Raw genomic sequence first — 26,678 nt, 5'->3', positions numbered from 1 at the left:
CCGTTACTGAGGAATGCCGGACGACAAAACGCCCGATTGATTTTTTATTTTTTGCATAGGAATCTCGGTATCCGTCTCTACGTTCTGCTTTGGCTCGGGAAGTTTACACAGAGCGGCTTCCAAAACCTGATCAATTTTTTCCACCGGCAGGAAATCAACCGAATCCTTTACTGCCGAGTCAATTTCCGCCAGATCGGATATATTATCTGCCGGGATAATAACCGTTTTGATCCCCGAACGGTAAGCCGCCATGGTTTTTTCCTTAAGGCCGCCGATAGGAAGGACTCTACCAAGCAAAGTGATTTCCCCGGTCATTGCAACATCATGCCGTACCGGAATATTCGTCAATGCCGACGTAATTGCTGTCGCCATTGCCGTTCCGGCGGACGGACCGTCTTTGGGAATCGCACCCTCCGGTGCATGGATATGAATATCATATTTACTATAGAAGTCGTTGCTGATTCCGAGGGAAGCCGCCCGCGTCCGGATACAGCTGATAGCCGTTCTCGCGGACTCCTTCATTACATCGCCAAGCGAACCCGTGAGCTCAATTTTGCCCGTGCCATCCATTATGGCAACCTCGATCGGCAGTAATTCGCCGCCGACGCTGGTCCATGCAAGGCCATTGACAAGGCCGACCATATCGGATTTTGTTAATACATCCTTTTTAAATTTTTTCGGTCCCAACAATTCTTCTAATTTGTCAGGAGTTATCGTTATTTTCGAACTGCTGTCTTCAACAATTTTTTTGGCGCATTTCCTGCAGATAGCAGCAATCTGGCGCTCCAGATTCCGGACACCCGCTTCCCTTGTATAACCGTCAATCAGTTCGTGAATCGCCTTCGGAGTAATTCGCAGCATTTTTGCATTCATTCCGTGCTTTTTCAATTGTTTCGGGATCAAATGCTTTGAGGCGATATGATATTTTTCTTCGTGGGTATAACTGCCTAATGTGATCACATCCATACGGTCGAGCAAAGGCTCCGGTATGGCGGTGTAATCATTTGCGGTTGTAATAAACATAACCTTACTCAAATCAAAGGGCATATCGATGTAATGATCGAAGAAGGAAGAATTTTGCTCCGAATCCAGAACCTCCAGCAAAGCGGACGCAGGGTCCCCGCGGAAATCGTTGCCCAGCTTATCAATCTCATCCAGAAGGATCAGCGGGTTATTGGTACCGGCCTGCTTCAGCGCAGCAATAATCCGGCCCGGCATAGAGCCCACATATGTTTTACGGTGGCCCATGATGTCGGATTCGTCCCGGACGCCGCCGAGGGATACGCGCACATAATTGCGGCCGATTGCTTTTGCAATGGAACGGGCAATGGATGTTTTACCGACACCCGGAGGGCCGACTAAACAGATAATCTGACCCTTAATATCGGGCGAAAGTTTTTTCACCGCTAAAATTTCGATAATTCGTTCTTTGACCTTGGTCAGACCATAATGATCACGGTCAAGCGTTCTTTGTGCCCACTTTAAGTCGATACGTTCGCGGCTGCTGGTATTCCATGGAAGCTCCAGGCAGGTTTCCACATAACTTATGATAACGCTCGCCTCGTGGGAACCATACGGCATTTTTGCAAGGCGGTCGCATTCCTTCATGAGTTTATCATTTTGAAGTTTGGGAAGCTTCATTTTGGCGATCCGTTCCCGGAGTTCATCTGCTTCTCCCTGCGGGTTATCATCCTCGCCAAGCTCGTTGGAGATGGCACGCATTTGCTCCCGCAGGAAATATTCGCGCTGGTTTTCATCAATCTGTTCTTTGGCTTTCTCGCTGATCTGGCTTTCAATGGAGAGGATCTGAATTTCGTTCTTTAAAATTTCATTCAGCTTTTCCAGCCGTTTAACCGGATGAAGTTCCTCTAAAATCTGCTGTTTTCTTTCATAATCCAAGCTGATATTCGCGGTAATGTAATCCGCAAGTTCGCCGCAGTCCTTCTTCTGAACAACACCGATAATAATATCCGGTGGGATACGGACATAATTTTGAATATATTCCTCAAACAGGGACTGTGTGTAGCGGATTAACGCCTCTGTCTTGTGGGTTTCCTTATAGGTTATGTTTTCCGTTGGAGAAACTTCCACAAGAATAAAGGGATTTTCGTTCACAACAGATTGTATTTTTGCCCGGTACATTCCTTCTGCAAAAAGCCGGATTCCTTCATCGGTATGACGAATGACCTGCTTGATTTTTGCGACAATACCAATTTTGTAAATTTCCTCTCCAGTCGGCTCGTTGTCGTTCAGGCTTTTTTGAGCAACCAGAAAAATCTGCTGGTCTTCCTCCATTGCTTTCGACAGCGCCAATATGGATTTTTTTCTGCCGACATCAAATTGCAGCAGCATCCCCGGGAATATAACCAGTCCTCTTAACGCGAGCACCGGAATTGTAATTTTTTCAATTTTCTCGAGTTCAAGGTTATTATTCATAGCATGTGTTGCTCCTTCAGCAGAAATGGCTGCTGCAAGTGATAACAAGTCTACCACGTGCAACAGCCAAGATACTTATATTACGACGCGGTATCTTTTCGGCCGCGCTTTCTTGGAGTTGTTATCTTTATTTTTACAGGCTTGCGGTCGGGATTGTACACTATTTCCGGTTCCGCACCCTTCTCCACCGTATCCGCAGTTATAGTAACTTTTTCTACAGTGTAGTCAGACGGAACTTTATACATAAGGTCTGTTAATAAATCTTCCATGATAGACCGAAGGCCTCGCGCGCCTGTACGGCGTTCAATTGTCTTTTTAGCTATGGCCTTCAATGCTTCCGGCTTGAAATCAAGCTCGACTTTATCCAGTTGGAACAGTTTTTTGTATTGATTTATTAAACAGTTTTTCGGTTCCGTTAGAATACGAACCAACGCGTCCTCATCCAGTCCATTAAGAGCCGCAATGACTGGCAAACGGCCAACCAGTTCGGGAATCAGACCATATTTCACAAGATCATGCGGAACAACGCTTTGCATCCATGCGGTAGAATCCAACTCGGCTTTGCTCCGCACCTGTGCGCCGAATCCCATGGCAGAAGATGCCGTGCGCTTTTCAACGATTTTATTTAACCCGTCGAAAGCACCGCCGCAGATAAACAGGATATTGGAGGTATCGATTTGTAAAAATTCCTGCTGCGGATGCTTTCTTCCGCCCTGTGGAGGAACATTGGAAATAGTACCTTCCAGAATTTTCAAAAGAGCCTGCTGAACGCCCTCGCCGCTTACATCACGTGTAATCGACGGATTTTCGGACTTTCTGGCAATTTTATCAATCTCGTCGATGTAGATAATCCCTCGTTCGGCTTTTTCAATATCGAAATCAGCCGCCTGTATCAAACGGAGAAGGATATTTTCCACGTCTTCGCCCACATAACCGGCTTCCGTCAGAGTCGTAGCGTCCGCAATTGCAAACGGTACATCCAATATTTTCGCTAGTGTCTGTGCTAAAAGCGTTTTGCCGACACCGGTCGGGCCAAGCAACAGAACATTGCTTTTTGTTAGTTCGACATCATCTTTTCCATAATAAATACGCTTATAATGGTTGTATACGGCAACAGAAAGCGCAATCTTCGCATTTTCCTGTCCAATGACATATTCATCAAGCTGCTTTTTTATTTCAAAAGGTTTCGGCAACTCGGCTGTGGATTCCCCATAGGTCGATTTTCGGTTGGATAAGTTTTTTTCATCGTCAAGAATTGACATGCAAAGTTCAATGCACTCATCACAAATATAGACACCGGGACCCGCAATCAAGCGGCGCGCTTCACTCTGTGGTTTACCGCAGAATGAGCAGCTTACTCCTCTGTCCTTGTTATCGTCGTTACTGGACATTTATTTATCACCAACCTCAATTATCGATTGTAAATAACCTTGTCAACCAAGCCGTATTCAACGGCGGCTTCCGCTGTCATAAAATTGTCCCGCTCGGTATCCCTTTGGATTACCTCAAGAGGCTGGCCCGTTTTCTCAGCAAGAATCTGGTTCAGCTTCTTTTTCGTGGCAATAATATGATCCGCGTGAATCATGATGTCGGTTGCCTGACCCTGCGCTCCGCCGCTTGGCTGATGAATCATAATATCGCTGTTCGGGAGGGCAAACCGTTTCCCTTTTGCGCCGGCAGCGAGTAAAAACGCTCCCATGCTGGCGGCCATGCCCATGCAAATGGTGGACACGTCGCATTTTATATATTGCATGGTATCATAAATCGCCATACCGGCCGTAACGGATCCGCCGGGGCTGTTAATGTATAAGCTAATATCTTTGGACGGGTCCTGCCCCTCCAGATATAAAAGCTGTGCAACCACCAGGCTTGCGGTGGTGTTATTCACTTCTTCAGTAAGCATTACAATTCTGTCATTCAGCAAACGGGAAAAGATATCATACGAACGTTCTCCGCGGTTTGTCTGTTCAATGACATAGGGGACTAAACTCATTGTCGCGTACCTCCAATAAACTTACAATAAAATGAGCATTGGCAGGATTGGCTTTTCTTATTCAGCTTTTTCCGTACCTTCCGAAATTATGGCGCTGTCGCGTACAAGATCAATTGCTTTTTGAACCGCAATATCTTTAACAAGCTCTTCCTTCGGAATAAAGGCTTTTACTTTTTCAGCGTCAATATCATAGCTCTTTGCAAGCTTTGCGAATTCTTCTTCGATTTCTTCATCTGTTGGATGAATGTTTTCTAATTTTGCAATTTGCTCGAGTGCAAGGCGTACTTTTACCTGGCGTTCCGCCTGAGGCAGGAATTGTTTGCGGAATGCGTCCTTGTCCATACCGGTATATTTCAAATATGTTTCAAGGTTCAGGCCCTGTGACTGTAAGCGGTAACTGAATTCACGAATATCTTCATTAATGCGGTTTTCGTACATAGCCTGCGGAATTTCAGCTTTTACGTTTTCCACCAGCTTGTCGATGAGCTGATTTTCCACATCGTCTTTCGCGCTTCTTTCTTTCGCGTCTGTCAGCCTTTTCCTGATATCTTCCTTGTATTTATCGAGGGTGTCAAAATCGCTGACATCCTTTACAAAGTCGTCGTCTACTTCAGGAAGCTCTTTCATCTTGATTTCATGCAGCTTGATTTTGAAAACAGCATCCTTGCCCGCCAGATTTTCAGCATGGTAATCCTCCGGAAACTTTACGTTCACATCAAATTCGTCGCCGGTTTTGTGGCCTACAACCTGCTCCTCGAAACCCGGAATGAACTGGCCGGAGCCGAGCGTAAGGCTGTAATTGTCCGCTTTGCCGCCATCGAAAGCAACGCCGTCTACATAGCCGTCAAAATCAATCACAACAATATCGCCGTTCTGAGCCTCACGGTCCTCAACGGTAATCATTCTGGAGTTGCGCTCCTGAACCTTTTTAATCTCCGCGTCAATATCCTCGTCGGTTACAACAACCGGCTTCTTTGTAACGGCGATTCCCTTATAATTGTCAATCTCTACTTCCGGCTTGGTTGTGATGGTTGCTTTGAAAACAACGCCGTCCTTACCAGCGGAAACCAGATCAAAATCAATTTTATCTTCAACCATCTCAAGCTGTGCTTCCTTAATCGCCTGCTCAAGCGCATCAGGATAAACAGCATTGATCGCGTCTTCATAGAAAACCTGTTCGCCGTAATATTTTTCTACAAACGCACGGGGTGCCTTGCCCTTGCGGAAACCGGGAATGGAAATTTTTTTATTTTCTCTACGATATGCCTGTTCAAGCGCTTTTTCAAATATCGTAGCGTCTACTCCTACCTCAAGTTGATAACGATTCGTCGCAACCTTATTAGACGACTTTAAACTCATTTTTACTTCCTCCTGCAAATTGCAAATTATCTAAAATATTATAGCACATGAATAATAAATATTCTATATATAAGATAAAATATTCAAAATTTGTTCATTATACTAAAACTGGCATAAAATTCAGGTAATCACAGGAAATTAGAACCATTTTAATCCCTTCATACTCGCCGGTAATCGCCCGGCGCGCCGCCTGACTTCCATGGATATGCCCAAAATAGCATTTTTGAATGCCGCGCTCCTTCAAAACATCAAGGATCTCTTTACATACCGCCCCGTCATAAACGGGAGGGTAATGCAAAAACACCACCGGTTTGGCGCCTTGTCTTTCTGCGTCGTCGATGGAAGCGTTCAGACGGCCTACCTCGCGGTTCACAATCTTTACATCTTCGTCCGTTTCCGCATTGTACAGCCATCCGCGGGTGCCGCAAACCGCAATATCACCGACTACAACCGCATTGTTGTGAATGATTTGGATGGTATCCAGCCCGTTTCGTTCCAAAAATTCTACTATTTTCTTTCTGGTTGACCACCAATAGTCATGGTTCCCTTTTAATATTAATTTTTTGCCGGGCAAAGAATGGATAAACGAGAAATCATTCACCGCTTCCTCCAAATTCATTGCCCACGAAATATCTCCGGCAATAACGACGGTGTCGTCCCGACCGACGACGGCGCGCCAGTTTTTTTCAAGCCGCTCCGTGTAATTCTGCCAGCCCGAAAAAACGTCCATCGGTTTGTCGCAGCCCAATGACAGATGCAAATCGGCGATAGCAAATAGTGACATGGTTCCCTCTCTTAGGCCTGAGGCTCAATTTTTGCTGTTTTTAAAACGATTTCCTTCATGTTTTCCCTTGAACAAATTGTGCGGAAGCGAACCGCCTTCGTCTGAAGCTCGGCAATCTGCGGCGGGACAGCCACACCGGTTAGGTTGGACAGCTCTTGAATTTTGTCGAATTCGGACGCATCCTCTCGGTATTGCTCCGATACGGCGCTTAATACGCTGTCTGCAAATTTATATGGACTGGCGGTAGAAACAATTACGGAAGGGGTTTCCGTATCCTTGCTGGCTTTTACATATTGCTCATAAACATTTACTGCAACGGCAGTATGCGTGTCACAAAGGTAATGTTCGGATTCGTAAAGCTGCTTAATGACTTTTTGGGTTTCCTCATCGTTGCAATAACCTGCGAAAAACAGTTCGTGAAGCGAGTGTAGAACATCTTCCCCAACCTGATACCTGCCGTTTGACGCAAGCTCGTTCATCCAGCCCGCTACCCGGTCGCAGTCTTTTCCGGTGAGATCGTAAAGCAGTCGTTCCAGATTGCTCGACACCAGAATATCCATGGAAGGGGAAATGGTAGTATAGAACTCCCGTTTACGGTTGTAAACGCCCGTGTTGATAAATTCGGTCAGCACATTATTGGAGTTGGACGCGCAGATCAGCTTGTGAACCGGTAACCCCATTTTTTTAGCGTAGTACGCGGCAAGGATATTTCCAAAGTTGCCGGTCGGAACCACTATGTTGATCTTTTCTCCCGCACATTGCAATTTTCCATTGGCGAGCAAATCGCAGTACGCGGAAAAATAATATACGATCTGCGGCAGGAGCCTGCCCCAGTTAATGGAGTTCGCGCTGGAAAACATCAGCTTATTCTGTTCCAAAAGCCGCTTGATTTCCGGATCGGTAAAGATTTTTTTCACGCCGGTCTGGGCATCGTCAAAATTTCCCTCAATTGCACAGACGGCCACGTTATTTCCTTCCTGCGTACACATCTGGCGCTTCTGCATGGGGCTTACGCCGTTTTGCGGATAAAAAACCTGAATCAGGGTGCCGTCCACATCTTTAAAGCCTTCCAGCGCCGCTTTTCCCGTATCCCCGGAGGTTGCGACAAGAATCAGAGCGGTTTTGGAAGAATGGATTTTCTGCAGGGATTTCGTCAAAAGATGTGGCAGCAGCTGCAGCGCCATATCTTTAAAGGCGCAGGTGGGACCGTGCCAAAGTTCCAACATTTGTATGCCGTTCTTTAACGAAGTAACCGGAGCAGGAATATCTTTTTCGAATTTCCCATTGGTATAGGCGGCCGTAACGCACTCATGAATTTCTTCCGCCGTAAAATCAGAAAGAAACGCGGATAAAATTCGCTCCGCACGTTCCGTATAACTGCATCTGGCAAGCTCCAGCAAATCTGTATGGGAATAATGCGGAAAATCTTCCGGAACAAAAAGACCGCCTTCCGTACTGATTCCCTGCGCAATCGCCTGTGATACCGAAACGCAGATGCTGCTGTTTCGTGTGGATTTATAATGCAAAGGTTTTTCCCCCTTCTTTATTAACTTTATGACTTTATCATACCATAAATGACTGCAAAGGGAAACATAAAAAACGTACGCATTTCCGTAAAAAATTGAAAAATTTTTAAAGGAAATCACCTTTAAAATTCCTTTATCATGAATGCGTTTTCAATATGTTCAATGGAAAGGATCCTGTTGCCGGCATCCGTCGTCATTCCGATCACATCAAAGCGGGGCTGCAAATCAGACGGATTCGATTGCAGATACAAAATCGCCGTTTTCCCTATCTTTTTTTGTTTCCCAAGAGAAACCGCTTCCAGAGGGCTGACTTCGTAATTTTTATTCCGGGTCTTCACTTCCACAAACACGATAAATTCTTTGTTTTCCGCGATAATATCGATTTCTCCGAAACGGGAATGGTAATTCCTCGCTGTAATTTGGAATCCCATATCCTCTAAATAGCGAGCCGCATAGTCTTCACCGGTTTTTCCGGAAGCATTGTTCATGAACCAGTATCTCCTAAAATTTTTTTCAAAAATGTTTTCCGGTGCACCGGACACGGCCCGTATTCTTTTAACCGTGCAATATGTAATGCCGTCCCGTAGCCTTTATGTTTCGCGAACTGATACTGCGGATAAATCCGGTTGATTTCCACCATCAGGCGGTCACGGCTGACCTTGGCCAGAATGGAGGCGGCGGCAATGCTCGCGGAAAGCGAATCCCCCTTTACAATCGTATGCGCCTTTACACCGAGACAGGGCATTCGGTTTCCGTCCACCAAAGCCAAATCCGGGCGAACGTCTAATCCGTCGCAGGCACGCTTCATTGCAAGAAAGGTTGCCTGCAAAATATTGATTTCGTCAATTTCCGCTTCCGTAGCAAACCCAACGGAATAACTTACCGCTTTTTCTTTAATGATCTCAAACAGGGTTTCTCTTTTTGCTTCGCTGAGTTTTTTGGAATCATTCAAGCCTTCAATGCTTGTCCCATAGGGCAGAATCACAGCGGCGGCAAATACGGGACCGGCTAAAGGTCCGCGGCCTGCCTCATCGATGCCGCAAACGGCAGAATAGCCTTTTTCCCGTGCCATTTTTTCATAAGCAAACCAATCCATTTTATTTTCCAACCTGTTCCAATGAGATTCGGCCGAGCTTGGCGCTTCGGAATTCATCCAGAATCATAATGGACGCCCGTTCTGTATCCACTTCGCCGCCGGAAATCAGCATTCCGCGCTTTTTGCCTATCAATTCCAGCAATTCGTATCCCTTTTGCCCGGAAATATCGATTTCTCCCAATTTATACCGCCGCTTTACGTCGTTCGGATAACTGTCCCGCAGCACCTCCAGCAGACGTCCCGCCAAATATTCCGTATCGACTACCTCGTCCTTTACGGCTCCCGTAAAAGCAAGATGCTCCCCGACGGTTTTATCGTCAAATTTTGGCCAGAGTACGCCGGGGGTATCCAGAAGGTCAAACCCCTTGGCGATTGAGAACCACTGATTTGCCCTTGTGACACCCGGCCTGTCCTCAACATTGGCCTTGCTGTTTTTTGAAAGGCGGTTAATCAGCGAGGACTTCCCGACATTCGGGATGCCGACAACCATCACTCGGATCTGCCTGCCTACCATGCCCTTCGCTTCCCATGCGGCTATGCGGTCGCGCAATACATCTTTCACAAGCGGGATAAACCCGTTTATACCCTTGCCGCTGCGGCAGTCAATGGCGATTGCGCGTATATTGTTTTGTTTGTAATAATCGATCCAGCGCGCCGTTTGAACCGGATCAGCCATATCGCTCTTATTCAATAAAATAACACGCGGTTTATTTTGTATCAGCTTGTTTAAATCCGGGTTGCGGCTGCTGACGGGTATTCTTGCGTCCACAATTTCCGCAACCGCGTCAACCAGCTTCAAGCTTTTTTCAATTTGTCTTTTTGTCCTGGTCATATGACCGGGAAACCATTGTATTGTTTGTGCTTCGCTCATTTCTTCATCCTTAAACTGAACTTACTTTTATTTTATCCTTCCAACTCTGTTGAAGGGAAATACGACCATTTCCGCTTTTCCCAGAATATTCCTTACGTCAACCATACCTACGTCGCTGAAGCGGCTATCGTTGGATACGGCACGGTTGTCCCCCAGCACAAAAATATGCCCCGCAGGGACGGTCAGCGGAAATTTAAAATCCGTAGGCTGATCCGTAATGCCGTTCTGAATGTAGGCGGATTCATCGAGAGGAACGCCGTCCACCGACACGATCCCCTTTTCAAAATCAATATCTACTTTTTGATTTTCAAGGGCAATCACGCGTTTGATAATGGGTTCCCGTAACTTCTGCGTATGGGAAATAACAACAACATCCCCTTGGCGGGGTTTGTAAAAGCAGCTGGAAAGAACCACCCTGTCGTTGGATTGCAAGGTTGGAAGCATAGAAGGCCCGTTTACATTTACAACCCTGAAAAAGAAGGTAAATAGAATGACTACTGCAATCAGGGAAGTAATAAACGCTTCTATCCATTCATAGCAGTTTACCGTAAAACGGCTTTGTGACTTTCGGGTCACCGGTTTTATGTAAAGCCGTATGGATTGTTGGTTCAACGGAGAAACATCTCCTTTATCAAAAAGGCTTTTCTGTTTTCATTAATATAAACTCCACTTTTCCGATAATATATCGCTGGTCAATCATGCCAACATCGCTGGAACGGCTGTCGTCGGAAATCTTGCGGTTATCCCCCAGCACAAAAACATGCCCCGGAGGAACGGTCTGCGGGAAGGAAATATCGTATTGATTTTTCGTGATACCGTTTTCTATGTAAGCGGATTCGTCCAGCGGAACGCCGTTTACCGACACGACTCCTGTATTAAAATCAATATCGACGGTTTGCCCTTCGGTGGCAATCACCCTTTTGATAAGGGTTTCGTCACGGGAGGTAGCGCGTCTGTCCACCACCACAATATCGCCGCGGGTAAGCTTCCTGTCGGTGCAAGAAACCAGAACTTTATAACCGTTTTTCAGATTCGGCATCATGGAGGGACCGTTAACGGTGATGACCCGGAAGAGAAAGGTAAAGATAACGATAATGATAACCAGCGCCGGAATCAGCGCCTCCACCCATTCGTAGCAGCTTAAAGTGAAGTTGTTTTTAGACGGTTCGGCAGGTAATTCCGAGGTTATATTCGGATTCAAAAACGCCACCTCTTTCAAGTAAGATCAAGGGAAAAGCAAAAAAGGGACACATACATGTCCCTTAAAATCATGATCAAACGGATTATCTGATCTGCTCTTTTACTTTTGCCGCCTTGCCGACTCTGTCGCGCAGATAGTAGAGCTTCGCTCTGCGTACACGGCCCTTGCGGACAATTTCTACACCCTTAACATTTGGAGAATGAACCGGGAATACTCTTTCGACACCAACGCCGTAAGAAACGCGTCTTACCGTGAAGGTTTCGGAAACGCCGCTGCCCTTGCGAGCGGTAACGGTACCCTCAAAAACCTGAATTCTTTCTCTCTCGCCTTCTCTGATGTTTACGTTTACCTTTACGGTATCGCCAACTTCAAATTCAGGAATTTCCTTTTTTACGGAATCCTGTGCAATTAATTTCAATGCATCCATGGAATAAATCCTCCTTATAATTCAGACATTCATGCTGTAGACAGCAGAGGACTGCCCGCTTCAATGTCGCGGTAAAACCGGGCATTGAACCCCACCAATGAAGTACTGGCGGTATCCAAATGCCTATATATCATACCACAATACGCCAAAAAGCGCAATAACTTTTTTACAGTTATACAAAGATTTGAAAATCAGCGTTATAAAGGTTGGTTCTCTTTATATCCGCATAGAAGTCCAGCTTTAAATAGGTCTTGATCGCGTCGCAAATCAGCAAGGGGTTCACATTCATGTTGCTTCCGGCCGGAAGCACGGTCTGGATTTCAATAAGCCCCGTTTTCGGTGCGATCTCCGTCTTTCTCAGAAAAGGCTTAATGTCAAGGTCCACGATTCCGCTTTTTGTATGCTTCGGCACGATGATATTTTCCTGTTCCAGCATCCCTTTTATTCGGGAAACCGCTTCTTCCGCACAAATATTCTCTGTTTCCAGTTCCATAATAAAGGAAGCGCAGGCGATTTCACCCGGCTTCATAACCGGTTCGGTTGCATCAAATACGGGAATATCGTCCGGAAGGGCTGCGTTTAGCCGGCTGATAAGTTCCTCCCGGGTCAGTTCCGTATCCTCCAGTCGGATATCCATACTCTCCCGTTCCCCCGCAATCCCAAGGGAAAGCGGCAATGCAAAAGTAATAAATGCGTGGGGATTAAATCCCTGCGTATACCACAGCGGTATTTTCGCCTTATGGATTGCCCGCAGCATACAGCGGTTTAAATCCAGATGTGAAATGAAACGGGCGGTTCCAATCTTCTTAAACCAGATTCGGACGTTTTTCAACACAGATTCCTCCTTTAAAGCAAGCTGCGCCGCAGGAGGAACATTGTTCCCGGCAATTGGGCGTCGTCTGATTGGCATACGCTCTCTTGCACTCCTCAATCAGAAAAGATTTTTTTACCCCGCAGTCAATATGGTCCCATGGCAGAACCTCGTCAAAGCTTCTTCTACGGTTTGCATAAAATGCCGGATCAATCCCGCATTTCCGGAACGCTTCCAGCCATTTCGCAAGGGAAAAACAATCCTGCCAGCCGTCCATTTTGCAACCGATTTTATGCGCTTCCAGCAGGACGTTGCAAAGGCGGCGGTCTCCGCGCGCAAAAACAGCTTCCAAAAAACTGACATCCGCGTCGTGATAGTTCGGCTCCACTTTGCGAGTTCTTACAGAAGAGACCAGATGGCGCTGTTTCCGGTGCAGCGTTTCGATCGTGTCCTGTGGTTCCCATTGGAAGGGTGTAAACGGCTTTGGAACAAAGGAAGAAGCGCTGACGGTTACCTTCACGCTTTTCCCCTTCGGCTTGTCCGGGTTTTCATAAAAGGCATCCACAACCTTCTGTCCCAGTTCCGCAATGCCCGCGACATCGTCCATGGTTTCCGTCGGCAGACCGATCATAAAATACAATTTGATCGTGGTCCATCCGCCCTTAAAGGCGGTTTTTACCGTTTTAAGGAGTTCTTCCTCTGTTACATTTTTATTAATAACATCCCGAAGGCGCTGAGTGCCTGCCTCCGGCGCAAAGGTAAGGCCGCTCCGGCGCACCGACTTGATCTTTGACATCAGCTCCGTCGAAAAATTGTCAACCCGTAAGGAAGGAAGGGACACGCCAGTTTTTTCTTCCTTTGTCCACGTTAAAAGCTGGTTCAGCAATTCATTGATTCGCGAGTAATCGCTTGTACTAAGCGAGGACAGAGAAATTTCATCGTATCCTGTATTGTCGCAAAGGTCGTGGCATTGTTTATCAATGACGGCGACCGATTTTTCGCGGAAGGGTCTGTAAAGGAATCCTGCTTGACAGAACCGGCACCCCCGGATACAGCCGCGCAAAACTTCCGCCACCGCCCGGTCGTGGACAATTCCAATATAGGGAACGACAAATTTGTCCGGGAAATAAGACTTGTCCATATCGATCATAACGCGTTTTCTAATTTTTTCCGGAGCGCCGCATTTAGGAAGAATGGCTTTTATGGTGCCGTTGTCGTTATAGGTTACATCATACAGGGAAGGAACATACACGCCTGGAATCTGCGCGGCGGCAATCAGGAATTCTTCTTTGGAGCGGTTTTCTTTTTTATATCTCCTGTAAAGCTCTATAACTTCACAATCCATCTCTTCCCCTTCGCCAATAAAGAATAAATCAAAAAAGTCGGCGAGGGGTTCGGAATTGCATGTGCAGGGCCCCCCGGCCACCACGAGCGGGGAAAGTCCATGCCGGTCGCTTGCTTTCAGCGGGATTCCCGCCAAATCAAGCATATTTAATACATTCGTAAAGCTAAGTTCATATTGGAGCGTAAAAGCGATGAAATCAAAGCCGGCAATGCTGTCCCCGCTTTCCAAAGCGTAAAGCGGAACATTGTTTTTCCGCATCTGCTCTTCCATATCCATCCACGGCGCAAAAACCCGCTCACACCAGACGTACGGCAGGGTGTTTAATTGGCTGTATAAAATTTTCATTCCTAAATGCGACATACCGACTTCGTAAACATCCGGAAAGCAGAAAGCAAAACGAACATCCACCTGATCCGGATTTTTTACAATACTATTCAATTCCCCGCCGACGTAACGGCCGGGCTTCTGAACATTCGCAAGCATTTTTTCGATCTTCTTTGTAATCATCGCAACCTCCGTGCAGCATATGTTTTATTATTATACCGCTCGGAAACAAATATTGCAAATCATTCATACCTTCCCTTCTTGAATACCAGGAGGAAGATTAAGTAAATGGATACGGCCAGCAAGGAATAGTTGCCATAGGAATGGAAGAGGACTAAAAAACTGACAATTGCAAGAGGCGTTACAACAATGAAAGATACAACAGAAACGATTTTCAACGCCTGATCCGAGCAGTATTTCGCGCAAAGAAGCGAATAAAGCGCCTGCCCCCCGTCCAGCGGTTCGATTGGCAGCAGATTGAAGGCTGCCAAAACCAGATTGGCGAAAAGAAAAGCCACATGGCTTTTCCTGAAGATATATAAGAGCATCACACAGGCAAGATTTGCCCACGGGCCGGCAAGAGATATCAGCGCGTCACGCCCGTAACCGCTGGAAAGCAGCGGCGGTTTGACAATATCAATTCCAAAGGGCGTAAATTTCATTTCTACGGGCGCGGCGCCGAATGCATGCATTACGAGAATATGGCCTGCTTCGTGAACCGCCGCCGCGAATATCCAGAATACTGCCGTATTGCTGGCATCGCACAGCAGAAATGCGGTAAATACGGCCAGAAACAGGAACCCGATGGAAATACGGCAGTTGTGAATTGTAAAGGAAATCATCCGGCTTTCGGGGAATCGGAATTTGCCTGCGAGGCCTGCTGGGAAGCTGTGCCGCCCTTAGGCTGTTCACTACTTGCGGACTCTGTGCCGGATTTCGGAAGCAAGCTGGTAACCGGCGGGAAAAACTCCACGACGGTATGTTTCACGTTTTCAATATCCTCTTCGGCTACGATCGAATTATTAAGAGTTTGCTGATACCAGCTTTTTACAACCATATACGCATTTCCGCCGATCAGCCGTACGAATACTACCGTCAGCAAAATGATGGAGCATACGGTGATCTGGATGATGGTTAAAAGGCGAGTGCTGATAATTCTTTCTTTTTTCGTAAGCCTTTCCTGTCTATTTGCGGAACTTTTTTGATGATATTCACCCAATATTCTTCCTCCTTTATGATTTTGTCCTCCATAATCATATGAAGGAGGAAGGCGGAAGATGACGGAACAAACAAAAAACCGCCGCGGCTGGCGGCGGTTTTAAATGATTTATTTAGAGTGCTTTGACTGGATATATTTGTCAATGGAGCGCGCAGCCTCTTTTCCGCCGCCCATAGCCAAAATAACCGTTGCGGCGCCGCTGACGGCGTCGCCCGCGGCATAAACGCCTTCGCGGGTGGTCGCCATTGTGGTGTCGTCTACAACAATGCATCCATGGCTGTTTGCTTCCAGGCCCTCCGTGGTTGAACGGATCAGCGGGTTTGGTGAATTGCCGATCGCCATGACCACACTGTCAACCGGGATTTCAAAATTCGATCCTTCCTTGGCAATGGGTCTGCGTCTTCCGGAAGCATCCGGCTCGCCAAGCTCCATTTCAACGCATTCAATCGCCTTTACCCTGCCGTCATTGTCACCATGGATGGCAATGGGATTGCACAAAAGCTTGAAGATAATTCCTTCTTCCTTCGCGTGATGAATCTCTTCTTTTCGCGCGGGCATCTGTTCCTCAGCGCGGCGGTAAATAATGTACACGTTTTCCGCGCCCAAGCGCTTCGCTGTTCTTGCGGCGTCCATTGCAACGTTGCCGCCGCCGACAACCGCGACATTCTTCGGGCGGATAATCGGGGTATCGTATTCATCCAGGTAAGCCTTCATCAGGTTTACCCTGGTTAAAAATTCATTGGCGGAATAAGTACCGATCAGGCCTTCGCCGGGAATGTTCATAAAGTTCGGCAGACCCGCGCCGGTTCCAATGAAAACCGCCTCAAAGCCCATTTCGAACAATTCGTCCACAGAAAGCACCTTGCCCATTACCATGTCGGTTTTAATTTTAACGCCCTTTTCCTTCAGGGCATCGATTTCCTTCTGGACAATTTCCTTCGGAAGACGGAACTGCGGAATTCCGTACATCAGTACGCCGCCGGCAGTATGAAGCGCTTCGTACACCGTTACAGAATACCCCATGGCAGCCAAGTCGCCGGCACAAGTCAATCCGGCAGGGCCGGCGCCGATTACGGCAACCTTGTGGCCATTGGGCTTTACATCAAACTCCTCCGGAGCGCCATGCTTCATATGCCAGTCGGCTACATAGCGTTCCAGACGGCCGATGCCGACCGGTTCGCCCTTAATGCCGCGCACGCATTTCTGCTCACATTGGGACTCCTGCGGGCAAACGCGCCCGCAAACCGCCGGAAGGGAATTTGTTGTCTTAATGATCTGATAAGCGCCTTCCATGTCGCCTTCGGCAACGCGCTGGATAAATTCGGGGATTCGAACGCCCACGGGGCATCCGCTTACGCAGGGCTTATTTTTGCAATTTAAGCATCTTTTTGCTTCCTCAGCCGCCATTTCATCCGTATAGCCAAGGGCAACCTCTTCAAAGTTTTTATTGCGTACATTCGGTTCCTGCTCCGGCATCGGAGTCTTTACCGGTGACATATTAGGCATTTTTCGCACCCTCCATTAAACGACAGTTGTATTCGCGTGTTGCTTCTTTTTCCAAATCGAAATATGTTTTCGATCTTTTAATTGCTTCGTCAAAATCGACCTCGTGACCGTCAAAATCCGGTCCGTCCACACAGGCAAATTTGGTTTTGCCTCCGACGGTCAGCCGGCAACCGCCGCACATACCGGTGCCGTCGATCATAATAGGGTTCATGCTGATTAAGGTTTTGATATTGTATTCCTTTGTAAGATTGCAAATCGCACGCATCATGACAAGCGGCCCGATGGCGATTACCAGATCGTATTTCGCGCCTTCCTCAATGCATTTACGGAGAGCATCGGTAACAAAGCCCTTGTTTCCGTTGGAACCGTCATCCGTGGTAATAATCAGACGGTCGCTTACTGCTTTCATTTCCTCTTCCAGGATGATAATATCCTTGCTGCGGAAACCGGCGATCATGTCCACTTTCGCGCCCATGCCGTGCAGGGCCTTTGCCTGCGGATAAGCGATTGCGCAGCCGGCACCCCCGCCGACTACGGCTACATTTTTATAGCCTTCCAACTCAGTTGCTTTTCCCAGAGGCCCGATAAAGTCAAGAATCGCGTCGCCTTCGTTTAACTGGTCAAGCATCAGCGTAGTCTTTCCAACCTTTTGGTAAATGATCGTGACAGTTCCCTTTTCCCGGTCGTAATCCGCCACGGTTAATGGGATCCTCTCCCCAAATTCATTTACGCGCAATATAATGAACTGGCCAGCTTTAGCCTTTTTTGCAATGTATGGCGCCTCTACTGCCATCAAAGTCATGGAATCATTCAATATGCGCTTTTCGACAATCTTAAACATGAATACACTTCCTTACTTTCAGAGTTCAGATATACCTTTATTATAAAGGGTTACACCAGATTTATCAATAAAAAAATGATCCGGTTATTTTAACCGAATCATTTAATCTATTTTATAGAATAATGCATATCAAACCGTTGCAGCCTTCATTAATAATACGCTCGATGGTTTCGCGTACTTTATCGCGCGCGTCGTTAGGCATGCGGTACAATTTATTATGCAACCCTTCGTTCACCAGCTCGTGCAGGCTTTTTCCGAAAATATTGGATTCCCATATCTTGGAAGGATTCTCTTCGAATTCTTTCAGCAGATAGGTAATCAGCTCCTGCGACTGCTGTTCGGATCCGACAATTGGCGTCAGTTCCGCTGTAATTCTTGTCTTCAACATATGTACGGACGGCGCGGCCGCCTTTAACCGGATGCCATATTTCCCGCCCTGCTTGATGATTTCCGGCTCCTCGAGCGAAAGCTCCTCCATATCCGGCATAACAATGCCGTACCCGTTTTCCTGTACATCCTGATAGGCGTCCTTGATTTTGTCGAACTGTGCCTTCATTTTCGAAAGATTCAGCATATTTTCCATCAGGCTGCCTTCATCTTCAATGTCAATCCCTGTTTTTTCACCCAGAATTTTATAAAAAAGATTTTGATTCAGGGATACGGCCATCCGGGCGCATCCGGTTCCTAAATCAATGGATACGGTATTGGCGCCGTTGACAAATTCACATTTTTTGATGTCATCAACAATCGAATTGATTTCGCGGATTCTGGAAATTTTCGAGGCGGACTCCTGTAGTGCACCGTAAACGGCGGAACGGAGCCAATGATTTTTTTCAAGGTTTGAAATCCAGCGCGGCATTTCCACCTTAATAGATTTCACCGGGAACTCGAATAAAATCTTGGAAAGAATATTGCGAATTTCCTCTTCCTCTAATTCCAGACAATTGATCGGAAGGACGGGAACGCCGTATTTTTCCTGAAGCTGCGCAGACAGGTTCGCGGCGTAATTGGATCGCGGTTCCGTACAATTCAGCAGGACGATAAACGGCTTATTGATCTCCTTGAGCTCGTTGACTACCCTTTCCTCCGCTTCTTCATATTCTTCGCGGGGAATATCGCTGATGCTACCGTCCGTCGTAACCACCAGACCAATGGTCGAATGCTCGGTTATTACTTTTTTCGTGCCTAGCTCTGCAGCCATATTAAAGGGAATCGGCTCCTGATACCAGGGTGTCATAACCATCCGTGGCATGTCGTCCTCAATATAGCCAAGCGCGCTTGGAACGATGTAGCCGACGCAGTCAATCATGCGAACCGAAAACGTCGCGCTGTCGTCGATTTTTACGGTTACAGCCTGTTCCGGAATAAATTTCGGCTCCGTTGTCATAATTGTGCGGCCCGCGGCAGACTGAGGCATTTCATCGATCGCCCGGTCACGGCTGTAAGTGGATTCCATATTGGGAATAACGACGGCATCCATGAATTTTTTTATAAAAGTGGATTTTCCGGTGCGTACCGGTCCAACCACTCCTACATAAATATCGCCGTTTGTACGCTGGGAAATATCACTATAAATATTGCGTTCTTCCATTTTACCTCCCCCTCAGGCAGAGAATTTTTTATTAGCGGTTTTCCTTTTGTAAAACTCACATTGGGATCAACAGCATCCCCCTGTTCTCAACGAAATCACCAGTAAGCTCATTTTCCAGCTTAATCGCATCAACGGAGGTACCGTATTCCCGTGCAATGTTCCAAAGGTTTTCACCCGCGTCCGCGTAGTATATACTGAGCACCGCGGATTTGTCTTGCACCCTGGGTTTGGTTTCATCGGGTGTAACGTCCGTTATCACTTTGATATTCAATTGGCTGTATACTCCCGTATTTAGTTTCAGCTCGGCTTTTATGTCGATTCCGCTGCCCGTAATACGGTAGCTGATACCGGCTACTGTCATGGTCGCGCTGCATTTGGTGCCGTCCGCCCCCGGATAGGGACGGATGTAATCAAAATCAAGCATGCGTTCAAAATAGACTGGCTTGTTTTCCGCGTTTCGCGCCAATATGCAAACATTTAATTTGCCTTTGTACTGAATTTCCCCGTTGACATAGTCGGCGGAAACCGTATTCATTTCATTCCAGATATCAATGACTTTCGAAACAGGTGTATCGTCCAGCGCAACCGTTGTTTTATGGATATAGGTGTCGTTGATGAATTCAATCAAATTATCAAGGGATTTCTGCTTGCTGCTGATGTTCATTTCACACAGCTTGGAATAAGCGTCGGTTACAAGCGTTACCTCTTTGTTTTCAAAAGCTGTGGCGCTCGCAAGCACTTTCGCGTTCACTTCAAAATAGGTTTGGTCGCCGGAATAATCGTTTTTGATCTGCGTATCCAATCCCGTTACGGTAAGTTGGACGTTATAGGCACAGTTTTCGCTGATTCCGTCACAGTCCAACAATTCGCTGAACGGGATTGCATATTCCATAACTTCCAACGCCATTTCGTCGTCTATGGAGGAGTACACGAATTTAATACAGACCTCGCCCTTGATCATCAGTTTATTTCCAACGGCACTGTAATCCTGCACCGTTGCAAAGGCATCCGCGCGTACAATGCTGTCGGCGGCTGGTTTGCCCTGTCCAAGCTCTAAAACTTCATCGACATTGAATTGCTGCTGCCTGAATCCCGCCACCTTATTCAAGGTTATTTTGTTTTTTTGTTGTTCTACCCCTTCGCCGTCGATATTCGAAATCACTTCGTTTTCCGTTTGGGCGGTTACCCGCGCACATACGGAAAAGGATCCATGAATATCGAGCCGGCGTGGGCTGGTTGCACGGCAATTGATATATTCTACACGGGTAAACGCATATATCTGTGCGTTATCGGCATTTTGCTTCAAATTAATAACAGTAGAGAAAGATTGATTGCTTTCATAGCAGCGAACGGCCATGCCGCCGGAATCCAGATAGAGGATTGTGAGCGTGTAATTTCCGTCGAGTTCCAACCGGTCGCCCGTAATATTGCGGGAAGCAATGCGGGGATAGACCTGGCATTTTAATATGCGCTGTATATCGGGGCAGTAATCCGGCAGGTTAATGTCGAGATCTACCGGCTGCTCCTGGCAGCCGTCATAAATGATTTCATTGGCCGCCAATGCCTCACGGCTAAGCATATATTCCATAGGGCTCTCTCCTTTTCCTGTTTCTACCTAATTGTTATTCTAATCTTGTACGATTTATACCAACTGCGCAAAAAAATACCGGCTGCTGCTGCAGCCGGTATGCATTGTTTATTCTTCCTTTTTAATATGGAATACCTTCCTAAGTACAAATCCCCAGAATTTGGAGCTCCTGACAACGACTACTTTCATAATAAAGACCTCCCATTATGTTCCACACCTTAAAAGTGTGATCCCTAATATGACCAGTATGGTCGCTACTATAAACAGGATTAATCCCGTTGGGCAAAAACCAGAGACAGCCAAACCGAGCCCGAATGCAACCGCTAATTGTCCTGGGGGGCATCTATTTTTTCTGCAATTGCACCTCACTGCCGTCACCAACCATCACTGCATAATTCTTTTCCTGTTCTTATATCCCAGTATATTCCGTGAGGGGCAAATTGGTTCATTTATGAAAGTAAAAAAATAAGGGCGTTTCCGCTATGTACAATAATCTGTGCACGGTTCGTAAGAATCACATTACTGATGCCAATCGGGTTTACGGAAGAGATGCAGGCGTCACGCAGCGGATATTTCATCCCTACATAGCTGACTGTGCAAAAAGCGGACCCAAACGGAAATACGGATACCGTACGGCCCTTTAAATCGCTCAAAGTCATCCTGCCGTCGCTCAGAAGGAAAACGCGGCAGCCATCGTCCGCAATTTCCGCCCTGTATCCCTGTGAAACAAGAAACTGTAACGCGCACAGGTTCGCATAGGAATGATCCATGCGCCCGCCTAAGGAGCAGAGAAGGGTAAACGAATTGTATCCCCTCCTCAGGGCTTCCCGTATCGCCGCCATCATGTCCGTATCGTCCTTTTCCGTTTGCAGCCGGATGGTCTCAACTCCTTGCGGCAGATCCGATTGAAGCGAATCGAAATCGCCGATAAGCAAATCCGGAACGATATTGTTTTGCTTTGCAATATCTAGTCCACCGTCGGCGCAGATGACGTAAGAATCGTTAAAATCCACATCAGCCGGAATACGGCTGCCCGGCGAGGAGCCGATTATAATACATTTCTTTATTTCAGGTTCCATTCCTTCAGATCCTTCACTTCCTGATACATCGCTACGTAACTCTCGTGACGGGATTTACTGATTATGCCCTCTTGCACGGCCTGCAATACGGCGCAGCCTTTTTCACAGGTGTGCGAGCAGGTCGAAAATTTACACTGATTTAAATAAGGGATAAACTCGCGAAAGCAATAGGGAAGCCTTTCTTTTTTAATGAGGTCATACCGTTCCAGGCTGATGGACGAAAACCCAGGCGTATCCGCAACATAGGTTTCACCGCTCAGCTTCAGCAAAGCCACCTGCCTTGTCGTATGCCGGCCGCGCCCCAGCTTTTGGCTGATTTCTCCGGTTTCCAGATGAAAACGGCTGTCGATCTGATTCAGAAGGGAGGTTTTTCCAACTCCCGAATTGCCCGTAAAGGCAGAAATTTTCCCTTTAAGCAATTCCCGAACCGCCTCAACGCCCTCGCCGGTAACGGATGAGACCGTAAGCAGTAGTATTCCTGTCGTCCGGTAAATGTCGATCAGCCAGCCACCATCCTGCAAATCGGTTTTCGACAGCACAATAACCGGCTCAATGCCCCGTGCCTCCGCTGCGGCAATCGTCTTGTCAATAATCAGCGTGTTGGGAGATGGGTCACAGACCGACACAACCAAGATAAGCTGATCAATATTGGCGATCGGCGGGCGGATCAGGTAGTTTGCACGCGGCAGGATTTCTTCGATTGTGCTTGTCCCGTCGTTTTCCAAGCGGATCGTGACATGGTCGCCGACATAGGGAGTCACTTTCTTTTTTCGGAACAGTCCTCTTGCTTTGCATTCATAGAGAGAACCGGCGGCTTCCACATAATAAAAGCCGCCAATTCCCCTTACAATCATTCCGTTTAATTGACTCATAGCATCAATCAGCAGGAGTGATCGGCCCGCTTACCGATTCACTCGATGAATTGTTTTCCGTATAAGGATAGCTTTCTTCCTGTTTAAAAGTACCCTCGCTAAAATCAAGGGTGTATACCTGATATTTGTTTCCGTCCAGCTGGATTGTCAGCTTCTTTTGTCCGCTTGAGCCAGTAAAAGTAAGCGGGCATACGTCATTATACGACGGATTAACGGTTTTCTCCGTTTGCAGCTCGTTTCCAAGATAAACCTTCAGGTTGATATCGTGGGTTACATTCTTTGGAAGGTGGACATAAATTTCAATGGTTTTTTCCGATTTCTTACCGGAGCTGACAATAATGGATACGGAGCTGCCCTTTGCAACCTGCACACCTGGCAGCGGCGAAGTTTCAATAACGATATCCTTTGCCTTATTGGTATCGTCTTTCGTAGTGATTTTCCCAACCACTAATCCGGCTGCAACAATATCTTTTTTTGCGGCTTCCAATGTTTCATCAATGACGGCAGGTACAGCCACTTTTTCCGTTTTGCCGCCGGTGCTTACGTACACGCTTACCTTTGTCCCTTCGGAAACCTGTGTTCCAGCAGGAGGATCGGTATTCTGTACATAGCCCTTGATCACATTCGTGTCTTCAACCGGCAAAATTTCGTACGTAAGATTCAGTTGTTTTAAAATGCTGATTGCTTCATCCTGCGTATTTTTGGTCAGGTCAGGAATCGTAACCATTTTCCCGCCGGCGTTGATGGTAAGGGTGACTTCCGTATCGGGTTTCACCATTGTCCCGGCCGGAGGGTTCTGGCTGAGAATGATGCCCGCCTTTTGTGTCGTATCATTTTTGGTTTCCGTTACGAATTTAAAGTTCTTGTATTGCGGATCGCTTTTTACTTCGTCATAGGTTTTGCCGACAAAGTTCGGAAGCGGCACATCGTTTGCACTACTGTTGCAACTGTGAAAAAGAGCAGCTAATCCAAACCCGATGGCTACTATAACAAACGCGGCGGCGATTCCGCTGATAACCAGCGAAGCAGTAGATTTTTTCTTCTTTTTGGGATTTCTGACCGGTTCCTCTTCATACTCATAATTATCATTATAGACCGGCTGCTCGGCTCCTCTTACCGTGTTAATCGCATCAATGTATTTTGTCGGCTTTTCATCAATAAAATATTTATACTGAAAACGGATACTCGGATTTCTGCGAAATTCTTCAATATCGCGAAGCATTTCGGCAGCCGACTGATACCGCTGCACAGGGTTTTTCTGCATTGCTTTTAAGGTGATTTCTTCAAGGCCGTCTGGAATACCGGGATTAATCTCCTTCGGCGGCTTCGGGTCCGCCTGAAGCTGCATGATCGCGACGGAAACGGCGCTGTCCGCTTCGAAAGGAAGCTGCCCGGTTATCATTTCATACAGCATGACGCCGACGGAATAAATATCCGCCTTTTCGTCCGTTAAATCCCCTCTCGCCTGTTCAGGGGCAATATAATGTACGGAACCGATTGCTTTATCGGTCATAGTGCGTGTTTCGCTTCTTGAAAAGCGCGCAATACCGAAGTCCGTCACCTTGATGGTTCCGTCCTGCAGCAGCATGATGTTTTGCGGTTTAATATCGCGGTGGACAATGCCCTTTTCATGGGCATGCTGAAGCGCGCGCAGGATTTGGATGGTAAAATGGATTGCTTCCTTCCATTTAATTTCCTTTTGCTGATCAAGGTATTCTTTTAATGTGATTCCATCGATATATTCTTCTACGATATATTGGATGCGGTCGCCGAAGCTAACGTCAAAAACCTTGACGATATTCGGGTGTGACAGAACCGCAATTGCCTTGGATTCGTTTTTAAAACGCCGAATAAATTCATCGTTGCCTAAAAACTCGTCTTTTAATATTTTTATGGCAACAGTACGGTCGTCAATCTCGTCGTATGCGCGGTAAACCAGCGCCATTCCGCCGGAGCCGATCAGTTCATGTATTTCATAGCGTCCGTCAAGCCTTTTTCCGGTGTATTTATCCATAAAATCACTCCTGTCAGCAGTTAGTTCTCAATGATGACAACGGTTATATTGTCACCACCGCCGCAGTCCTTTGCAAGCATAACGAGTTTCTCGGTCAGACTTTCTGCATTCATTGTGCCGGAAAGCTGGTAAATTTGCTCGGCGTCAACGTAATTAGTCAATCCATCCGTACAAATCAAAAGCAAATCACCTGCAAGAAATTCCTTTTCGCAATAGTCGATTAAAATGGAGGGTTCCACACCCAAAGCCCGCGTGATAATATTTTTTTGAGGATGTATTTTTGCCTGTTGTTCTGTCAAGTCACCGTTATTTACCATCTCCTGCACCATCGAATGGTCTACGGTCAACTGTTTTATTCCGTCTTTGCCCAAAAGATACGCCCTGCTGTCGCCTGCATGCGCAATATGTGCCAGCCCATTGGAAAGAATCGCAGCCACCACCGTGGTTCCCATTCCGTTCAGTTCCGCGTCTCCTTTCGCTTTCTCGTGTATGGTGAGGTTCGCGTTATAAATTGCTGTTGTGATTAAATCCTTAATTGCGTTATCGGACATACCCGGAGTATAAGATGACTGCATCTGATCTGAAATACAGTCTACGGCAATACTGCTTGCGATGTTGCCTCCGTTTACACCGCCCATCCCGTCGCATACAACGGCCCATGCGGCCCCATCCGGAAATATTCCGCTTTTGCAGGCATCCTGGTTTGTTTGTCTGATTAGGCCAATATCACTTTTACTGTAAATTTTCAACATTGGCCACCTCCTCCTTATACCTGCGCCTTAGCTGTCCGCAGGAAGCGTTTATGTCTGAGCCGAGCGTCCTTCTAACCGTAGCCGTTATCCCCTTATTGGAAAGGATCCGGATGAATTTCTGTAACCGTTCGTTCGAACTCTTTTTGAAGCCGATCCCGTTCACGGCATTTACCGGAATCAAATTGACATGGCTGAGGGAGCCGCTCAGTTTTTCAGCAAGCTCCGCCGCACAGGCGTCGCTGTCGTTTACGCCGCTAATCATTGCGTATTCATAAGAAACGCGGCGCCCTGTTATTTTCGCATAATAACGGCACGCTTTTAAAAGCTCGTCAACACCCCATTTACGGTTTACCGGCATGGTCCTGGCACGGATCGAATCATTTGGCGCGTGCAGAGAAACGGATAGGGTAAGCTGCAGTTTCCTTTCCGCCAAATCATAGATTTTGTCCACGATGCCGCAGGTAGAAAGTGAGATATGCCTCATCCCGATATTCATTCCGTCGTCGGAGGTAACCAGTTCCAGAAAGCGAAGAACCTGTTCGTAATTATCCAGCGGTTCCCCCATACCCATCATCACGACGTTCGAAATGCGGATTCCGATATCCTTTTGAGCCGCCTGTATCTGTGCAAGCATTTCGGAAGCCTTCAGGTTCCGGGAAAAACCGCTTTTCCCGGTGGCGCAAAAGGAACAGTTCATTTTACAGCCGACCTGAGTGGAAATGCAAATCGTATGTCCATGGTGATAATCCATTAATACGCTTTCGACATGCTCGCCGTCGTTTAGGCGGAACAAATATTTGATGGTGCCATCCAGTTTTGATTCCAGTTTTTTTTCAATCACAGCATTCGCTATGTAATATCTTTCTGAAAGTCTTTGCCGGAATGCCTTCGATTGATCGGACATTTCTTCAAAATCGAATACTCCGCGATGAACCCATTTATAAACCTGCAATGCGCGAAAAGCCGGTTGGCCGTCGGCGGCAAAATCGGCTTTCAATTCATCCAGAGTCATTGATTTGATATCCTGCTGACTCAAAACATTC

26 protein-coding genes are annotated in these 26,678 nt (G+C 46.9%); all 26 read right to left on the bottom strand.

Features of this window, described 5'->3' with window-relative positions:
* Window positions 1–3: 3 nt before the first annotated feature.
* The 26 genes from lon to rlmN all read right to left on the bottom strand — a co-directional run bounded on the left by lon (window position 4) and on the right by rlmN (window position 26,671).
* Window positions 4–2,436: an endopeptidase La gene (gene lon, locus P9B68_RS00850; RefSeq protein ID WP_135659269.1), complete on the bottom strand. Its 2,433-nt coding sequence runs from the start codon at window positions 2,434–2,436 to the stop codon at window positions 4–6.
* Window positions 2,437–2,516: 80 nt separating this feature from the next.
* On the bottom strand, window positions 2,517–3,827 hold the full coding sequence (clpX, locus tag P9B68_RS00845; protein ID WP_277668288.1) for an ATP-dependent Clp protease ATP-binding subunit ClpX: 1,311 nt from the start codon (window positions 3,825–3,827) through the stop codon (window positions 2,517–2,519).
* A 20-nt stretch (window positions 3,828–3,847) separates the two neighbouring features.
* On the bottom strand, window positions 3,848–4,429 hold the full coding sequence (gene clpP / locus P9B68_RS00840; RefSeq protein ID WP_135659273.1) for an ATP-dependent Clp endopeptidase proteolytic subunit ClpP: 582 nt from the start codon (window positions 4,427–4,429) through the stop codon (window positions 3,848–3,850).
* 57 nt (window positions 4,430–4,486) lie between these two features.
* A complete protein-coding gene (gene tig / locus P9B68_RS00835) occupies window positions 4,487–5,788 on the bottom strand; it encodes a trigger factor (RefSeq protein WP_135659275.1) in 1,302 nt (433 codons plus the stop codon).
* Window positions 5,789–5,885: 97 nt separating this feature from the next.
* Window positions 5,886–6,572 (bottom strand): metallophosphoesterase, encoded by a 687-nt coding sequence (locus tag P9B68_RS00830; protein WP_135659277.1) that lies wholly within the window; start codon window positions 6,570–6,572, stop codon window positions 5,886–5,888.
* A gap of 11 nt (window positions 6,573–6,583) precedes the next feature.
* Window positions 6,584–8,098, bottom strand: a complete 1,515-nt coding sequence (gene thrC, locus P9B68_RS00825; RefSeq protein WP_135659279.1) for a threonine synthase — start codon at window positions 8,096–8,098, stop codon at window positions 6,584–6,586.
* 122 nt (window positions 8,099–8,220) lie between these two features.
* Entirely contained in the window at window positions 8,221–8,586 is a 366-nt protein-coding gene (locus P9B68_RS00820; protein ID WP_277668287.1) for a YraN family protein, read from the bottom strand.
* On the bottom strand, window positions 8,583–9,194 hold the full coding sequence (locus P9B68_RS00815) for a ribonuclease HII (protein WP_277668286.1): 612 nt from the start codon (window positions 9,192–9,194) through the stop codon (window positions 8,583–8,585). Before P9B68_RS00815 ends, P9B68_RS00820 begins: the two co-directional genes overlap by 4 nt.
* 1 nt (window position 9,195) lies before the next feature.
* The gene (gene ylqF / locus P9B68_RS00810; protein WP_277668285.1) at window positions 9,196–10,065 is read right to left on the bottom strand and encodes a ribosome biogenesis GTPase YlqF; all 870 of its coding nucleotides are present in this window, start codon (window positions 10,063–10,065) and stop codon (window positions 9,196–9,198) included.
* 27 nt (window positions 10,066–10,092) lie between these two features.
* A complete protein-coding gene (lepB, locus tag P9B68_RS00805) occupies window positions 10,093–10,677 on the bottom strand; it encodes a signal peptidase I (protein WP_135659286.1) in 585 nt (194 codons plus the stop codon).
* Between the two features lie 19 nt (window positions 10,678–10,696).
* Window positions 10,697–11,266 (bottom strand): signal peptidase I, encoded by a 570-nt coding sequence (gene lepB / locus P9B68_RS00800; protein ID WP_243112975.1) that lies wholly within the window; start codon window positions 11,264–11,266, stop codon window positions 10,697–10,699.
* Window positions 11,267–11,348: 82 nt separating this feature from the next.
* Entirely contained in the window at window positions 11,349–11,693 is a 345-nt protein-coding gene (gene rplS, locus P9B68_RS00795; protein ID WP_135659288.1) for a 50S ribosomal protein L19, read from the bottom strand.
* Window positions 11,694–11,865: 172 nt separating this feature from the next.
* Entirely contained in the window at window positions 11,866–12,525 is a 660-nt protein-coding gene (locus tag P9B68_RS00790) for a TIGR03936 family radical SAM-associated protein (protein ID WP_277668284.1), read from the bottom strand.
* Window positions 12,500–14,356, bottom strand: a complete 1,857-nt coding sequence (locus P9B68_RS00785) for a TIGR03960 family B12-binding radical SAM protein (protein WP_135659292.1) — start codon at window positions 14,354–14,356, stop codon at window positions 12,500–12,502. The genes P9B68_RS00790 and P9B68_RS00785 overlap by 26 nt, the downstream gene beginning before the upstream one ends.
* Window positions 14,357–14,415: 59 nt before the next feature.
* Window positions 14,416–15,015 carry a metalloprotease gene (locus tag P9B68_RS00780; RefSeq protein WP_135659294.1) on the bottom strand — a complete coding sequence of 200 codons (600 nt, stop codon included), beginning with the start codon at window positions 15,013–15,015 and terminating at the stop codon, window positions 14,416–14,418.
* Window positions 15,012–15,392 (bottom strand): hypothetical protein, encoded by a 381-nt coding sequence (locus P9B68_RS00775; protein WP_135659295.1) that lies wholly within the window; start codon window positions 15,390–15,392, stop codon window positions 15,012–15,014. The genes P9B68_RS00780 and P9B68_RS00775 overlap by 4 nt, the downstream gene beginning before the upstream one ends.
* 108 nt (window positions 15,393–15,500) lie before the next feature.
* Window positions 15,501–16,898 carry an NADPH-dependent glutamate synthase gene (gltA, locus tag P9B68_RS00770; RefSeq protein ID WP_277668283.1) on the bottom strand — a complete coding sequence of 466 codons (1,398 nt, stop codon included), beginning with the start codon at window positions 16,896–16,898 and terminating at the stop codon, window positions 15,501–15,503.
* Window positions 16,891–17,739 (bottom strand): sulfide/dihydroorotate dehydrogenase-like FAD/NAD-binding protein, encoded by an 849-nt coding sequence (locus tag P9B68_RS00765; protein ID WP_135659299.1) that lies wholly within the window; start codon window positions 17,737–17,739, stop codon window positions 16,891–16,893. The genes gltA and P9B68_RS00765 overlap by 8 nt, the downstream gene beginning before the upstream one ends.
* A 112-nt stretch (window positions 17,740–17,851) precedes the next feature.
* Window positions 17,852–19,330, bottom strand: coding sequence for a stage IV sporulation protein A (gene spoIVA, locus P9B68_RS00760; RefSeq protein ID WP_277668282.1), 1,479 nt, complete (start codon window positions 19,328–19,330; stop codon window positions 17,852–17,854).
* A gap of 55 nt (window positions 19,331–19,385) precedes the next feature.
* Window positions 19,386–20,918, bottom strand: coding sequence for a DUF3794 and LysM peptidoglycan-binding domain-containing protein (locus tag P9B68_RS00755; RefSeq protein ID WP_135659303.1), 1,533 nt, complete (start codon window positions 20,916–20,918; stop codon window positions 19,386–19,388).
* 108 nt (window positions 20,919–21,026) lie between these two features.
* Window positions 21,027–21,107 (bottom strand): stage V sporulation protein SpoVM, encoded by an 81-nt coding sequence (gene spoVM / locus P9B68_RS11705; RefSeq protein ID WP_135659394.1) that lies wholly within the window; start codon window positions 21,105–21,107, stop codon window positions 21,027–21,029.
* 260 nt (window positions 21,108–21,367) lie between these two features.
* The gene (locus P9B68_RS00750; RefSeq protein ID WP_277668281.1) at window positions 21,368–21,997 is read right to left on the bottom strand and encodes a thiamine diphosphokinase; all 630 of its coding nucleotides are present in this window, start codon (window positions 21,995–21,997) and stop codon (window positions 21,368–21,370) included.
* Complete coding sequence (gene rsgA, locus P9B68_RS00745) at window positions 21,982–22,869, bottom strand: ribosome small subunit-dependent GTPase A (RefSeq protein WP_135659307.1); 888 nt, start codon at window positions 22,867–22,869, stop codon at window positions 21,982–21,984. Before rsgA ends, P9B68_RS00750 begins: the two co-directional genes overlap by 16 nt.
* A gap of 4 nt (window positions 22,870–22,873) precedes the next feature.
* A complete protein-coding gene (gene pknB, locus P9B68_RS00740) occupies window positions 22,874–24,883 on the bottom strand; it encodes a Stk1 family PASTA domain-containing Ser/Thr kinase (RefSeq protein ID WP_277668280.1) in 2,010 nt (669 codons plus the stop codon).
* Between the two features lie 20 nt (window positions 24,884–24,903).
* Window positions 24,904–25,635 carry a Stp1/IreP family PP2C-type Ser/Thr phosphatase gene (locus P9B68_RS00735; protein ID WP_243112976.1) on the bottom strand — a complete coding sequence of 244 codons (732 nt, stop codon included), beginning with the start codon at window positions 25,633–25,635 and terminating at the stop codon, window positions 24,904–24,906.
* Window positions 25,616–26,671, bottom strand: a complete 1,056-nt coding sequence (gene rlmN, locus P9B68_RS00730) for a dual-specificity RNA methyltransferase RlmN (protein WP_135659311.1) — start codon at window positions 26,669–26,671, stop codon at window positions 25,616–25,618. The genes P9B68_RS00735 and rlmN overlap by 20 nt, the downstream gene beginning before the upstream one ends.
* Window positions 26,672–26,678: the final 7 nt, after the last annotated feature.

This window comes from Caproiciproducens galactitolivorans, from assembly GCF_029266045.1.
GTDB classification, from domain to species: domain Bacteria; phylum Bacillota; class Clostridia; order Oscillospirales; family Acutalibacteraceae; genus Caproiciproducens; species Caproiciproducens galactitolivorans.
The sequence above is the reverse complement of the archived record's forward strand: the minus strand, read 5'-3'. Positions and strand labels throughout refer to the sequence as shown.